Below are 14,288 nucleotides of genomic sequence, written 5' to 3'. Positions count from 1 at the left end.
GAAGAAAAACATAAAAGGAACATGGATAAATATAAGGTTGCAATAGTTGACGACGATGAGGTGGCTCTTGAGAATCTGAGTTTTGAATTGGGAAAGGATGCACGCTTCTTTTTGAAAGGAACTGCCCGTAATGGTAAACAAGGGAAAAAACTCATTGCCAAGGTACAGCCGGATTTGTTGTTCTTGGATGTGGAACTGCCGGACATGACTGGAATGGAATTACTGCAGGAAATACGTGACAGTGTTTCGTGGAATATGCGGATTGTTTTCTATACGGCTTATGATAAGTACATGATTCAGGCTATCCGGGAGGCTGCGTTCGACTATCTGCTGAAACCTTTTGAAGAGCAGGAGTTGCGGGATATTCTTGCGCGTTTTGTAGAGCAGGCAGAGGCCGGGCAGAGAATGTCATATCCCATTGGTGCACCGTTGCATACCGGACAGACATTTATCGTATTTACGCCAACTAATGATATGCGTGCGTTGCGTCCGGCTGAAATCGGCTTTTTTCGCTATTGTTCCGAGCGTAAACAATGGGAGGTGATACTAAACAACCAGCCGCCGTTGGTGTTGCGTCGCGGAATGACTGCTGAGCAGATTACTCAATATTCATCCAGTTTCGTGCAGATACATCAATCGTATATTATCAATATTGATTATCTGATGATTATAAAGGATAGCAAATGCATGCTTTATCCACCATTTGACAAAGTGACGGAACTGCTGGTTTCCAGAAAGTATAAGAAAGAGCTGCAAGACAGATTCTGCTTGTAAAGTGATAAGAATTATTTGGTTAGGGAGTTGACGCCGCAGGTTTTGGTGGCGTTGACGTAAAGAAAAGGCATTGAACCTCTAAAGTCCAATGCCTTTTTATTTATCAAATACTATTTTCGTATTTATCAGAAGCGAAGTTTATTTCACTTCGATACCTTTGTTCTGCAGTGTGACGTTCAATACTCTGGCATAATCAGCATACTGCTTTTCATTCAGAGTCTTTTTCATCAACTTCAGATTACCATAAACTGCATTACGGAGTAACTTCTCCTGATTCTTCTTGGAATTTGTAGCGCGTTCCATCTGTTCTGTAAAATATTCGCAGATGTTTGCCACTTCTTCATGCTGGTTGGAATCCAGATTCAAATACTTGCTCAACTTTGTTATGTTGATATTACCTTCCCATTTTGCAGTTGTAGGTTGGTTTCCTGCTGCAAATGTTGTAGCAGTCAGGCAGACTGCTGCCACTAATGTTAATCCTAAACGTTTCATAATACCTACTTTTTAATTGTTATTCCTAAAAACTAATCTCAATCTAATACCTATTGAAAACTCTCTAAGCGCTTAGCTTTTTCTTTTTACCTATGCAAATATAGGTATATGTTTTATAACACAAAAATGAATACGTAAAAAAGTGTAGTTTATACCTTCATTTCTTGACTTAAATCAATTTTGTAGTGTGAAAATGCTTTATTTGGATGCTTTTTGTAATACGAATGTAATGTAGGTTAAATGAAATTCAGTTTATTGTAATGGATAAAAGGATTTTTATTAGTCAAAATGTTATTGCCAAACAGTTTCGGGCAATTCTATGATTACTCTGCTTTCAGAGCAGACTCCCACAAAGCCTAATCCACCTATGACGTTGCAAGGCAGACTGATAGGTTCCATTAAAGTATCGTCGTAATCCCCATCATCCAGGCAGTTTAAGGCTTTCAGGTAGCGGTATTCGGCTTCAGTGATGCTAAGCAGCCGTACGGTGATGGTTTGTTTGCGGGATATATGGTAGTAGTAGTGTCCCTCTACCGGATAATATTCTTGGTAGAGAGGGGTATATACTTTTAATGTGGCATACGAATCACGGAAAGTGTTATCATTGAATATGTTGTATTTGTTATTTATGGTGGGAAACAATTCATTTTCTTCATCATCATAGTTGCCAGGGTGGCCGTCAGTCAGTATAACATCTTCCCGGTTGATGATTTCGTTCTGTCGGGGAGCAAGGATGGTAGTGTCTCTGGGTATGGAGGCCCAATGCCAAGAGCCGTCCTCGTCTTCCACTTTGATGAGGCTGCCGTTTTCATCTTCCAGGTATTCTTTCCATTTGCAATAGTAACTACGGTCATTCCAAATGTCCAGCCGGTAGTAGTTCTTCTCGTTGGGGCGGTCTTGCAATGTAATTTTGTATTGGCGGTAAAGGGTTTGTCCGCTGTACTCGCGCAGGTAGGCCAAGCAAGTGTCCACGTGCAGGCTCTCTATCGGTTGTGGCACGGTGACCTCGGCACTGGCATGGTATTTCCCGTTTTCGGCAGTGGCTTCCAGACGTATGTTGTCGCCGGGATGCAGTGTGCTGGTCAGACGATATTTCTTGAAACGTATACTTTTCAGTAATGATTCATAAATGTCCTTATCAAGTTCTCTTTCCAGATGCCCATAAATTTCTTCCGGGGAAACCGCTTTCGGAGTTTCTGCTATTTTGCCATTGATGTAGAGGAAAAGAGTTGCTTCGTTCAAATGTTCAATACTATAGCCCTCGCCTAAATGGAGATAGACATCATTCTCAGCTTGTCCGGTTTCGAGCAAGGCGTTCATGATGATTTGCGGATCTTGTTGTCCGGGATTGTAAGGAATCTCGTTTTCGCAGGCTGTTAGGAAGCCTACAATAGTTATGTATATAATAAGGTGTAATTTCATTTTTGTTTTCATATGCCGGATTTGTTTTTAAAATCTATAAGTATAGGTAACAGAAGGAATACAAGGCAGTATTGTTATTTTCTTGATGACAGTTTGAGCTTTCTTCTGCCCGGTATTTCCATGATAAATACTTTCGTAGAAATCATCGTAGTATACGTTGTATCCATTTTTGTATTTGCTGTAAACGATGTTCGGATTCATGGCATTGTATGCATTGTAGATACTGATATTCCAGGTACGCATACCATGTTTGGTCTTCTTGTTGAAGTTGACGCCGAGATTCAAACGATGGCTGGCGGGAAGGCGGTAATTGTTACGCCGGGAGATGTAACCGGTTTCCTCAATAGAGCCATCGGGCCGGATGATGATTGTTGCCTTTTCGGGGATAGTGATACATCCACCGGTATTGAATATCCAGGAAGCTCCTGCATCAATGCGGTCACTGAACTTATGGCTGAGATTGAGGCTGATGCTGTGGCGGCGGTCATATTTGTAGGGGAACCATCGGCCTTGGTTGATGGTTCCGCTCTTAAAACGGTGATCGGTCTTGGATAGGGTATATGCCAGCCAGCCGGTAGTCTTGCCCAATGTTTTCTGTACCATCAGTTCCAGACCGAAGGAGCGGCCTTCGCCCATTTCCACTTTTTCTTCCCAGTTGGTAGAGGTGCCGAAGAAGGATACACCGTCTTGATATTCAAGTATGTGTTTCATCTGTTTATAATATCCCTCGACGGAGAACTCCCAACCCGGCAGTCCGGAATAGTAGCCTCCTATGGAGAACTGGTTGGCATACATCGGACTGATGTCTTTGGTAATGGGTACCCAGAGGTCGGTAGGCATAGACAGCGGAGTAGAGGACAGCAGATGCACATACTGTGCCATGCACGTATAGGATGCTTTGGCAGAATATCCTTGTCCGAGGTCATAGCGGGCGGAAAGGCGGGGCTGCAGCGAATAGTAGCTTTTCCCTTGTGTGTGGAACAGCGATGTGCGTACACCTGCATTCAGACTGAACCTGGCGTTTACATTGAAATTGTCTTCGGCGTAAAGGGAGATTTCTTGTCCGCGCATGGCATGGCTGTTGCTGGTATTGTAAACCGTATCTTCCTGGAGGGCGCCATTATCTATATCTTGTATTTTCGAGGTAGCTATTCCCGGACGGAACGTATGGTGGATGTACTCTGCACCGAACTTGATGTGGTGCTGCGGCATGGGGGTGTAGTCAAAGTCCATACGCGCACTCCAGTCACGGATACCGGAGTTGAACTTGGAGGAGTAATAGTATCTGTCTTGTACTTTATTGGCGACAGTATAGGTATCTTCCATGTTTCCGTCCAGCCCCATCTCATATTTGTTGTATGAGACGGTGGTGTTGCAAAACAGCTTGCTGTTGAATACATAGTTCCAGCGGCCGTAGGCGATGGTGTTTCCCCAATTCAGATGGCTGTTGTCCTTGGAATAATTCTTAATGCTGTTGTCGTAATTGTCACCGTGGTAGTAACTGTCATAATGATAGTGGTCTTTCCCCTTGTAGAAACTGAGGAAGATGCGGCTACGGTCGCTGAACTTATGGTTGACCTTTGCATTGACGTCGTAAAAATAGTAGTTGTATTTGTCGGAATAGGTGTCGTCTTTGTCTACAATGAGATTTTTGAAGAATAGGGTGGGGATGGCTCGTGCGCTGAAACTGAAAGAGGTCCGTTCTTTCCAGATAGGGCCTTCGATATGCAGTTTGTCCGTCAGCAGGCCTATGCTGAATGCGCCGTGGTATTTATGCATGTCCCCGTCGTTGGTCCGTACATCTACTATAGACGAAAGACGCCCGCCGTAGCGGGCAGGAAAAGAACTTTTGAAGAGTGTGGTGTTCTTTACCGCTTCGGGCGTAAAGATGGAGAATACTCCCAGCAGGTGGTCTGCGTTGTAAACAGGAATTCCGTCCAGCATAACCAGGTTTTGGTCGGGACCTCCCCCTCGCACATACATGCCTGCAAAACCTTCCATACCGGCTTGCACACCCGGCATCAGCTGAATGGTCTTCAGCAGGTCGGCTTCTCCCAATATGGACGGGGTATGCCTGATTTGTGTCATCGGTATCTCATGCGCTCCCATGGCTGTGCTTTCTATGCCGGCCTCCCGCTTGTCCGAGAGCACCACGACCTCTGCCAGCTGGTTATTGCTGTCCAGCCTGACGTTGAGTAAGGTGTCTTTCGTCAGTTCGAACCGGCTATGCCGGCTTTCGTAGCCCAGGTAGGAGAAAACCAGTTCCGTTTCCCCTTCCGGCAGGGTGAGGGAATAGAAACCGAAAGGATTGGTGGCAGTACCTGTGGAACGACGACTCTCAAGGATATTGGCACCAATCAGCGTCTCGGAAGACGCTCCGTCGGTCACGTATCCGCTGATGGTGAACTTACGGCTAACGGGTTTCTGCGGCACGGGCCGCTTATGGAGTAGAATGTGCTTTCCGGATATTTCGAACGTGATGGGTTCGTTTTCAAAGGCACGTTGCAATATCTCACTGATGTTCTTTTGTTTCATCTCCAGTGTGATGCGGTGCGTGAGCTTTACTTCTTCCCCATAGATGAAGGAGAATCCGGTTGCATTTTCCAGTTGCTTCACGAAACTCTCTAAAGTTGCGTTACGGATATTCAGGTTTATACGTGTTTCCTTGTTTTGTGCCTGTGCATGGAGTGAGGCGCTTAAAAGAACCACACACATCAGAAGTACGGTTCTGATGCGGTGGTGCGAACAGATAGTAGAGCTGGTCATTGTCAGTTAAGTTTAGTAGTAAGGATAATAGTGTTGTTTTCTTTTTTATAGGTAAAGTTGCCGGCGTCCTTCAGTAGGTCGAGGATTTCTGTAAGACTCTCCCCTTCGCGGAAGGTAGCTGTCATATGATAGTTCTTCAGGCTGTCTCCTTCGATACGTATATCGGTACGGAACGTTTCGGAAAGTTGACGGACGATTTCCTGCAAGGGGTGCTGATCGAATGTCAGTACGCTATGGATTACTTGGGTTTCCTCGGTAGTATGTATGGCTTCTGTGGGAATGGCTTCCCGTTGTGGTGCTACGTATAAGAACTGATAGGCTGCCCAGCTCGTTACACAGAGCAGGACTACGGCTGCGGCACTGGCTGTACGCATCCAGAACCGCTTCATGCTGCGGCGCTTTAGCAAACGGCTTTCCAGCAGCCTCCAGCTGTTCTCTGCCGTAAAGCGTCCTCGTGGGGAACGGGTAGAAGCAACCAGTTTGTTCAGTACCTTGTCGGAATTCTCGTTATTCACTTTCATTTTTGGCAATTTATTAAGAGCCTATGACTCCTTTTCCGTATGTAAAGACAGCTGCTTTTCAGGAATTCCCTATGCCTATATCCTGAAATAATGTTAATCTGAAGCTCTTTGTCCGTGAAAGTCCGTCCTGCTTACGTGTGACTTCCTTGCTTCTCTGTTTCAATCAATAGGGAAAGTCTGCATGAGATGTGCATCTCATGTTGTGCGAGATGTGCATCTCATGCGGTTCGAGATGTGCATCTCATATATGCATACGGGGCTTCTTGCGAGGAAGATGAAGCAGAGTTCACTCCGTCAGCAATGCTTCCTTGAGTCTTGTGAGTGCTTTTTGCAGTTGCGCGTCTACTGTCTTTGTGCTGATGTTCAGCTCCTCCGCCACTTGTGCATAGCTTTGTTTCTCTTCGCGCAGGCGGATGAATACTTCACGGCAACGCTCCGGCAGGCGGTCGAGCGCCTTGACATATCGGGCAAACAGTTCTTCGCTGATAAGAGTGTCTTCGGGAGAATCGGCCTGGCCGGAAAGTTCGGGAAGCTGTTCGGACGAGAGTGTAGGGTGTCGGTTCTCTTTTTCCAGGTAATTGAGGGAGGCGTTTTTGGTAAGGATAAAGCAGTAATCCTCTATGTTGTTCACTTCCGGCAACCGGGCGCGTTGTTCCCAAAGCTTCATGAAGACGTCGAGCACAATTTCTTGCGCCCATTCTTCGTGCTTCACGAAATAGCAGGCAATACGGAACAAGCGGTCGTAGCACAGATTGTAGAAACTGTGGAAAGCCCGTTCCGAGTCTTCTTCCTTCATTTGGCGCAAGTAGCGTCTGACTTCTTGTTCGGTCATGCAGTCTCCCGGTTTTGCTGTTAATCAATGAACATCAGGTCGCTTATTATGCCGTCCGAAACAAAGATGCCTTCCCGGGTCAGGCGCAGGCGGTCTGCCTGCATCTCCAGTTTGTGGCTTTGGAGGTAGGGGGCTGCCATTTTCGTGCAATATTGGCACAACTCTGTGCCGAAGGCTTCTTCCGTATATGTCAGGGAGATTCCCCACATGGTACGCAGGGAAGTCATGATGTATTCATTGTAACGGGTCACTTTATCCAGAATTTCTGTTTCGGAGGAACGGTGCCCCTCTTCAATGGACTTTATGTATCCTTCCAGAGAAGCTGTGTTCCATTCCCTTGTCTCCGCATTGAAGGAGTGGGCGGAAGGGCCGCAGCCCAAATACGGAATGCCTTTCCAGTAAGCAGTGTTGTGGCGTGAGTACATGCCGGGCTTGCAGAAGTTGGATATTTCGTAATGCTCATACCCCGCGGCTCCCAGGGTGTCCATGAGCGCCGAGAAGAAGCGCAGGCTACTCTCTTCGTCCACTTCGCTGATACGATGGCTCTGCAGCATTTCGTAGATGCGGGTGCCTTTTTCGTAAGTCAGATGATAAGCGGAGATATGCTCCACATCAAGGCCGACGGCTTGTTGCAGGTCGCGTTCCCACCGTTGGTCTGTTTCATCCGGTAGCCCATAGATGAGGTCGATGCTGATATTCCGGAAGCCGGCTTGGCGGAGGCGGTGTATGGCTGCGATGGCTTGCGCGGCATTGTGCCGGCGGTTCAACAGTTTCAGGGTGGGGGCGTCGAATGTCTGTATCCCCATGCTTATGCGGTTGAAGGGGAGGGTGCGCATCATGGACACATATTCTTCCGTCAGGTCGTCGGGATTGGCCTCGAGGGTAATTTCTTCGGCATGTTCTGTTCCATACACCTCTTTGATAGTCCGGAATATCTGTTCGAAATCTTCGTGAGCGAGCTGTGAGGGAGTTCCTCCGCCAAAGTAGATGGTCTCTATCGGTTCTTCCTTCAGATAACCCTTGCGGGTTTTCAGTTCAGTGCACAAGGCACGGATGTACTGCTGCTTCAATTCGCTGCGAGTGGTGGAATAAAAATCGCAATAGATACAGCGCGTCTTGCAAAAAGGTATATGAATATAGATGCCTGCCATGGTATGCTTATGGATATTTGTTGCAAAAATAGTCTTTTGGCAGGAGAATATATCGGTTTTCGGGACATTTAATGTAATATGGAAGTAGTCAGTGTCTTGGTGGATATTCTCAGTTTTGTCTGTAATCCGGAAAAATAGAACATTTTTTGAGTCGTATGGAAATTCATTATTCCGAATAAACTCCTTTCCTTTGTTATCAGAAAAAGGAATGGGTGTCTATTAAAATAATGAGTAATATGTTTGAAGGACTTGACTTTTGGTTTGAACAGATTATAGCTTATTGCATTGCCCTCGTACTGGTGCAGTTCATGAAGAAACAAATATAGCGGCAAATACTTTATTCACTTCCGTCGTAGCACGGCTTAATCTTAGGCTTTTTCTTGTGATTTCTGAGCTTTTGGGGTACTAATGACCGATATTTACCCCTTTTTGAAACAATAGTGCCCCCGAAATTACCGGGAATGGGGTAATTTTGCAGTATTGAAAAACAAACTTAAATAATATCATGAGAAAAAGTAACTACTTATGGCTGCTGCTAGTGGCAGTTTTATTGCTGCCCGCTCAGGAAATGGCTGCCAAGAAGAAAAAAGAGAAGGAAGTGACAGACCGCGAACTTTGGGCCGGGGTGTTGTATCAAATGGCTGCTCCGGTACTGAGCAATATGAGTGAAGGGAAGCTCCAGAAAAATATGCAGGTGGAGCTTAGTCCCACTTGGGATGGACGCGACAAACGGGTGACCTATATGGAATGTTTCGGCCGTCTGATGGCGGGGTTGGCGCCCTGGCTCTCTTTGCCGGACGATGACACTGCCGAAGGCAAGCAGCGCAGGCAGCTCCGCGAATGGGCATTGAAAAGTTATGCGCAGGCGGTAGACCCGGAAAGTCAGGATTACCTACTTTGGCGGAAAGAGGGGCAGCCGCTGGTCGATGCCGCTTATGTTGCTGAAAGCTTCCTGCGAGGATACGATGCTTTGTGGGTGCCTCTGGATAGTTTGACTAAACGGCGTTACATTGAAGAGTTTACCCAGTTGCGCCGTGTGGACCCTCCTTATACCAACTGGCTGCTGTTCTCGTCTACGGTAGAATGTTTCCTGCGCAAGGCTGGTGCTAAGAGTGATGCTTACCGTATTGTCTCCGCTCTGCGCAAGGTGGAAGAGTGGTATGTAGGTGACGGCTTCTATAGCGACGGACCGGGATTTGCCTTTGACTATTACAACAGCTTCGTGCTCCATCCCATGTATGTGGAGTGTCTGGAAGTCTTTACGAACAGTGGAAAAAATAAGATATGGAATGCGCCGGATTGCAATTTCCAGCGTGCCCAGAAGCGCATGCAGCGTTTCGGCATGATTCTGGAACGTTTCATCTCTCCCGAGGGGGCCTTCCCCGTATTCGGGCGTTCCATTACCTACCGCACCGGTACCCTCCAACCATTGGCTTTGTTGGCATGGCGTGGATGGTTGCCCAAGGAATTGTCGAACGGACAGGTACGTGCTGCCATGACAGCTGTCATCAACCGTATGTTCGGTGACAACCGGAACTTCAACGAGAAAGGTTTTCTGACATTGGGATTCAATGGTTCCCAGCCTCATATCTCCGACTGGTATACTAACAACGGCAGCCTTTACATGGCTTCCCTGGCATTCTTGCCCCTGGGCTTGCCCGCCGACCATCCGTTCTGGACAGATGCTCCGCAGGCATGGACCTCGAAAAAGGCGTGGGGTGGTGAAGAATTCCCCAAAGACCATGCCTATTATGAGTAAGACTGATTCATTTTTTATAGTATTTATATTAATTGTTTGGGGGATTGGTGGATTTCCGGTGGCACTCTGTGCACAGGGTGCTGCCGGTGTCCTTCCCGAAACGCATCTGGTGGAAGTGGGGAAAGGATACAGCCAGACTTCCGTCAACACTGCCGTATTCCGTAATAATTCGCTGGTGACGCAAGGTGACGAGCAATACATCAGTTACTATGATGCGGAAGGGTTCCTGACTCTTGGAAAACGGAACCTCCATGCCGGACAGTGGACACTGCACCGCACACAGTATAAAGGGAATGTGAAGGATGCCCATAACGTCATCAGCATGATGCTGGACGGTGACGGGTATATTCATGTAGCCTTCGACCATCACGGACAGCTCTTGAACTACTGTCGCAGCATTGCACCCCATTCACTGGAATTGGGTGAGAAGGAGCCCATGACGGGCGTGGATGAAGGCAATGTAACCTATCCGGAGTTTTATCTGCTGTCCGGAGGCGACCTGCTGTTTGCATACCGTTCCGGTTCTTCCGGCCGGGGCAACCTGGTGATGAACCGCTATTCCTTGAAGGAGAAGAAATGGAGCCGTGTGCAGGATGTACTGATTGATGGCGAGAACAAGCGCAATGCTTACTGGCAGCTATATGTAGATGAGCTTGGAACCATCCATCTGTCGTGGGTCTGGCGCGAGACTTGGCATGTGGAAACCAACCACGACCTATGCTATGCCCGTTCCTTTGACAATGGCGTAACATGGTATAAGGCAAATGGCAAGAAATATGATTTGCCCATCCGTCTGGGTAATGCAGAGTATGCCTGCCGCATTCCTCAGAATTCGGAACTGATAAACCAGACCAGCATGAGTGCCGATGCAGGCGGCAATCCGTACATTGCTTCCTATTGGCGCGACCCGGACAGCGACGTCCCGCAATACCGGATTGTCTGGCATGACGGGCAGATGTGGCACAGCCGCCAGGTCTCCGGGCGTACCACTCCGTTTTCCCTGAAAGGTGGAGGCACGAAGATGATTCCGATGGCCCGTCCGCGCATCGTAGTAGATGGCGGGGAGATATTTTATGTATTCAGGGATGAAGAACGGGGGAGCAAAGTCTCTTTGGCGCACGCTACGGATGTGGCAAACAGTAAGTGGAGCATCAGCGATTTGACCGACTTCACTGTCGATGCCTGGGAACCGTCTCATGACACGGAATTGTGGAAGAGCAGGAAGCGGCTGCATCTGTTTGTGCAGCATGCCAAGCAAGGAGACGGAGAGCGGGTTGTGGAGTTTGCACCGCAATCGGTATATGTATTGGAAGTGATAAGATAAAAGAACAGTATTAGTATATGAAAACGACATGCTTATTTTTATTGGGTTTGGCTTTTTGCTGGGGACTGTCCTCATGCACCGCTCAGCAGCCGAAACCGGAAGAAGTGATTGAGATTATCAATCGGGTGAACAACTATTGGCAGGAGACCCATCCGCAACATGGGCGCTCTTTCTGGGACAATGCCGCCTATCATACGGGAAACATGGAGGTGTTCTTCCTGACCGGTAATCCGGAATGCTATGCCTATTCCGAGGCGTGGGCAGAACATAATGAATGGAAAGGCGCGAAGAGTGACAACAAGGAAGAGTGGAAGTACAGCTATGGGGAGAGTGATGATTATGTGCTTTTCGGTGATTATCAGATTTGTTTCCAGACTTATGCGGATTTGTATACCGTGAAGCCGGATTCCGGGAAGATAGCCCGTGCGCGCGAAGTGATGGAATACCAGATGAGTACGGACAAGAACGATTATTGGTGGTGGGCGGACGGACTTTACATGGTAATGCCCGTTATGACAAAGATGTACAAGCTGACCGGCAATCCGTTATATCTGGAGAAACAGCATGAATACTGGACCTATGCCAACAGTATCATGTACGATTCGGAGGAAGGCCTATACTATCGCGACGGCAAATATATTTATCCAAAACACAAAAGTGTGAATGGTAAGAAAGACTTCTGGGCACGTGGCGACGGTTGGGTGCTGGCTGCTTTGGCAAAGGTACTGAAAGACCTGCCCGAAACAGACCAATACCGCCAGGAGTACATAGACCGCTTCCAGACGATGGCCAAATCCGTGGCTGCCTGCCAGCAGCCGGAAGGCTACTGGACACGCAGTATGCTCGACCCTGAGCATGCTCCCGGTCCTGAAACCAGCGGTACGGCTTTCTTTACCTATGGTCTGTTATGGGGGATGAACAACGGCTTGCTGGACAAGGCTGCTTATCAACCCGTAGTGATGAAGGCGTGGAATTATCTGACTACTGTAGCCTTGCAGCCCGATGGCCGCATAGGGTATGTACAGCCGATTGGCGAGAAAGCCATTCCCGGACAGGTGGTTGATGCCAACTCTACTGCTAACTTTGGGGTAGGGGCATTTCTGCTGGCAGCTTGTGAGATGGTGCGTTTTTTGAATGCCGACTGATTGGAGAGATTAATTAAGTGTATATGTTACACAACATATACACTTTCTTTGTATTATAATGTATATAGTGTTAATTTTACACCCGTTAAAAGGTTTAATATAAAAAGATTATGATTGTACGGATGAAAAACACTTTCCGGATGCTTTTGGCGGCAATGTTATTGTCGTTGTTTGCACTTCCGGGATATTCCTGGCAAAAATCCTTTCCCGAAAAAGATTATGTAGCTTATTTGTTCACTTATTTCACTGGGAATAGTGGCGATGAAGAGGCTGTGCGCTATGCTGTAAGCATGGACGGTTATACCTACTGGGCATTGAATGATAATGAACCGGTAATCGACTCGAAAGTCATCAGCTCCACCGGGGGAGTCCGCGACCCGCATATCCTTCGTTGTGAGGATGGCAAGACTTTCTATATGGTAGTGACAGATATGGTTTCAGCCAATGGATGGAGTTCCAACCGTGCCATGGTTTTGCTGAAATCTACCGACTTGGTCAACTGGTCCCACTCCGTTATCAATATACAGAAACGTTATTCAGGTCAGGAGGATTTGAAGCGTGTATGGGCTCCGCAGACTATCTACGACCCGGAGGCGGGAAAGTACATGGTGTATTGGTCCATGCTGCATGGCGATGGAGCCGATGTCATATATTATGCTTATGCCAATGCGGAGTTTACGGATTTGGAAGGAGAGCCCAAGCCATTGTTTCTGCCGGAGAACGGGAAATCGTGCATCGATGGAGACATTGTCTATAAGGATGGTGTTTTCCACCTTTTCTATAAGACGGAAGGGCATGGAAACGGCATAAAGGTGGCCACCACCCGTTCCCTGACCTCCGGGGCATGGACGGAAGAACCCGATTACAAGCAACAGACTAAGGAAGCCGTAGAGGGTGCGGGCACTTTCAAACTGATAGGGCAGGATAAGTATATCCTGATGTACGACGTCTATATGAAAGGAAGCTATCAGTTTACGGAAACCACTGACTTGAAGAATTTTAAGGTGATAGACAGCGAGGTGAAGATGAACTTCCATCCCCGTCATGGGACCATTATCCCCATTACCCGCCATGAGCTGTTGCGCATTACCGATGAATGGGGCAAGCCGACAGAACTGGGCGCATTGCCCAACAATCCCGTATTGCCGGGTTTCCATGCCGACCCGGAAATCCTTTATTCCCATCAGACCCAAAAGTATTACATCTATTCTACTACGGACGGACAGCCGGGTTGGGGAGGCTGGTATTTCACCGTATTCTCCTCCACGGATTTGAAGACCTGGCAGGATGAAGGCGTCATGCTGGACTTGAAGTCGGAGCAAGTGCCCTGGGCAGATGGCAATGCTTGGGCGCCTTGCATTGAAGAGAAAAAAGTGGACGGTAAGTATAAATACTTCTTCTATTACAGTGGAAACCCCAAGAATGGCGGCGGCAAGCAGATTGGAGTGGCTACGAGCGATTCTCCGGCCGGCCCTTTCACCGATTTGGGACGCCCTGTCGTTACTGCTTCACCCGTCGGTGGCGGGCAACAGATTGATGTGGATGTGTTTACAGACCCTGTTTCGGGCAAATCCTATCTTTACTGGGGCAACGGCTACATGGCAGGTGCCGAGCTGAACGACGATATGGTGTCCATCAAGGAAAATACCGTTACGGTGATGACACCGGCGGGAGGCACCTTGCAGGACTATGCTTTCCGCGAAGCAGCCTATGTCTTTTATCGCAACGGGCTCTACTATTTCATGTGGTCGGTAGACGATACCGGTTCGCCCAATTACCATGTGGCATACGGTACATCCAAGTCGCCGCTCGGTCCTATCGAAGTTGCCAAGCAACCCGTTGTGCTGATTCAGAATCCGGAAAAGGAAATTTACGGTCCGGCACACAACGCTGTATTGCAGATTCCCGGTACAGATGAGTGGAGAATCGTTTACCACCGTATTAATAAATGGTACTTGAAAGATGGCCCCGGCGTTCATCGTGAAGTCTGCATAGACCGGATGGAGTTCAATGAAGACGGAACCATCAGGCCGGTGGTGCCTACCTTTTAATTTAATGATACACTAGTGTCCACTAAAAATTTTTTGGTCACTAGTCGGTTA

Annotated in this window: 11 protein-coding genes; 5 read left to right on the top strand and 6 right to left on the bottom strand. The window is 47.7% G+C overall.

Features of this window, described 5'->3' with window-relative positions; genetic code table 11:
* Positions 1–21: 21 nt before the first annotated feature.
* A complete protein-coding gene (locus DW800_RS07665; protein ID WP_005833286.1) occupies positions 22–774 on the top strand; it encodes a LytR/AlgR family response regulator transcription factor in 753 nt (250 codons plus the stop codon).
* A 138-nt stretch (positions 775–912) separates the two neighbouring features.
* Here the strand turns inward: DW800_RS07665 and DW800_RS07660 are convergent, their stop codons facing one another.
* The 6 genes from DW800_RS07660 to hemW all read right to left on the bottom strand — a co-directional run bounded on the left by DW800_RS07660 (position 913) and on the right by hemW (position 7,958).
* On the bottom strand, positions 913–1,266 hold the full coding sequence (locus DW800_RS07660) for a hypothetical protein (RefSeq protein ID WP_005830102.1): 354 nt from the start codon (positions 1,264–1,266) through the stop codon (positions 913–915).
* 291 nt (positions 1,267–1,557) lie between these two features.
* Entirely contained in the window at positions 1,558–2,700 is a 1,143-nt protein-coding gene (locus tag DW800_RS07655; protein ID WP_119957950.1) for a DUF4249 domain-containing protein, read from the bottom strand.
* Positions 2,701–2,715: 15 nt separating this feature from the next.
* The gene (locus tag DW800_RS07650) at positions 2,716–5,454 is read right to left on the bottom strand and encodes a TonB-dependent receptor domain-containing protein (protein WP_243634911.1); all 2,739 of its coding nucleotides are present in this window, start codon (positions 5,452–5,454) and stop codon (positions 2,716–2,718) included.
* 2 nt (positions 5,455–5,456) lie between these two features.
* Positions 5,457–5,975, bottom strand: coding sequence for a DUF4974 domain-containing protein (locus DW800_RS07645; RefSeq protein WP_119957949.1), 519 nt, complete (start codon positions 5,973–5,975; stop codon positions 5,457–5,459).
* Positions 5,976–6,261: 286 nt separating this feature from the next.
* A complete protein-coding gene (locus tag DW800_RS07640) occupies positions 6,262–6,807 on the bottom strand; it encodes an RNA polymerase sigma-70 factor (protein WP_057097576.1) in 546 nt (181 codons plus the stop codon).
* Between the two features lie 20 nt (positions 6,808–6,827).
* The gene (hemW, locus tag DW800_RS07635) at positions 6,828–7,958 is read right to left on the bottom strand and encodes a radical SAM family heme chaperone HemW (protein WP_119957948.1); all 1,131 of its coding nucleotides are present in this window, start codon (positions 7,956–7,958) and stop codon (positions 6,828–6,830) included.
* A 505-nt stretch (positions 7,959–8,463) separates the two neighbouring features.
* On the opposite strand from hemW, the gene DW800_RS07630 reads away from it, so the two are divergent.
* From DW800_RS07630 to DW800_RS07615, 4 genes are all read left to right on the top strand, one after another.
* Positions 8,464–9,717, top strand: a complete 1,254-nt coding sequence (locus tag DW800_RS07630) for a DUF2264 domain-containing protein (protein ID WP_005833273.1) — start codon at positions 8,464–8,466, stop codon at positions 9,715–9,717.
* The gene (locus DW800_RS07625) at positions 9,710–11,041 is read left to right on the top strand and encodes a BNR repeat-containing protein (protein ID WP_119957979.1); all 1,332 of its coding nucleotides are present in this window, start codon (positions 9,710–9,712) and stop codon (positions 11,039–11,041) included. Before DW800_RS07630 ends, DW800_RS07625 begins: the two co-directional genes overlap by 8 nt.
* Before the next feature lie 17 nt (positions 11,042–11,058).
* The gene (locus tag DW800_RS07620; RefSeq protein ID WP_119957947.1) at positions 11,059–12,186 is read left to right on the top strand and encodes a glycoside hydrolase family 88 protein; all 1,128 of its coding nucleotides are present in this window, start codon (positions 11,059–11,061) and stop codon (positions 12,184–12,186) included.
* A 140-nt stretch (positions 12,187–12,326) separates the two neighbouring features.
* Positions 12,327–14,237, top strand: coding sequence for a family 43 glycosylhydrolase (locus DW800_RS07615; protein WP_374937105.1), 1,911 nt, complete (start codon positions 12,327–12,329; stop codon positions 14,235–14,237).
* Positions 14,238–14,288 lie beyond the last annotated feature (51 nt).

Origin of the sequence: Bacteroides sp. AM32-11AC (assembly GCF_003603515.1) — a bacterium.
In the GTDB taxonomy this organism is placed as follows: Bacteria; Bacteroidota; Bacteroidia; order Bacteroidales; family Bacteroidaceae; genus Bacteroides; species Bacteroides uniformis.
This window is presented reverse-complemented; position numbering and strand designations above follow the sequence as displayed.

Bases quoted from the DNA above. Each gene is read 5' to 3' on its own strand.
- hemW (WP_119957948.1), bottom strand. From the start codon at position 7,958: ATGGCAGGCATCTATATTCATATACCTTTTTGCAAGACGCGCTGTATC.
- DW800_RS07630 (WP_005833273.1), top strand. From the start codon at position 8,464: ATGAGAAAAAGTAACTACTTATGGCTGCTGCTAGTGGCAGTTTTATTG.
- DW800_RS07620 (WP_119957947.1), top strand. From the start codon at position 11,059: ATGAAAACGACATGCTTATTTTTATTGGGTTTGGCTTTTTGCTGGGGA.
- DW800_RS07650 (WP_243634911.1), bottom strand. From the start codon at position 5,454: ATGACCAGCTCTACTATCTGTTCGCACCACCGCATCAGAACCGTACTT.
- DW800_RS07615 (WP_374937105.1), top strand. From the start codon at position 12,327: ATGCTTTTGGCGGCAATGTTATTGTCGTTGTTTGCACTTCCGGGATAT.
- DW800_RS07625 (WP_119957979.1), top strand. From the start codon at position 9,710: ATGAGTAAGACTGATTCATTTTTTATAGTATTTATATTAATTGTTTGG.
- DW800_RS07655 (WP_119957950.1), bottom strand. From the start codon at position 2,700: ATGAAAACAAAAATGAAATTACACCTTATTATATACATAACTATTGTA.
- DW800_RS07640 (WP_057097576.1), bottom strand. From the start codon at position 6,807: ATGACCGAACAAGAAGTCAGACGCTACTTGCGCCAAATGAAGGAAGAA.
- DW800_RS07660 (WP_005830102.1), bottom strand. From the start codon at position 1,266: ATGAAACGTTTAGGATTAACATTAGTGGCAGCAGTCTGCCTGACTGCT.
- DW800_RS07645 (WP_119957949.1), bottom strand. From the start codon at position 5,975: ATGAAAGTGAATAACGAGAATTCCGACAAGGTACTGAACAAACTGGTT.
- DW800_RS07665 (WP_005833286.1), top strand. From the start codon at position 22: ATGGATAAATATAAGGTTGCAATAGTTGACGACGATGAGGTGGCTCTT.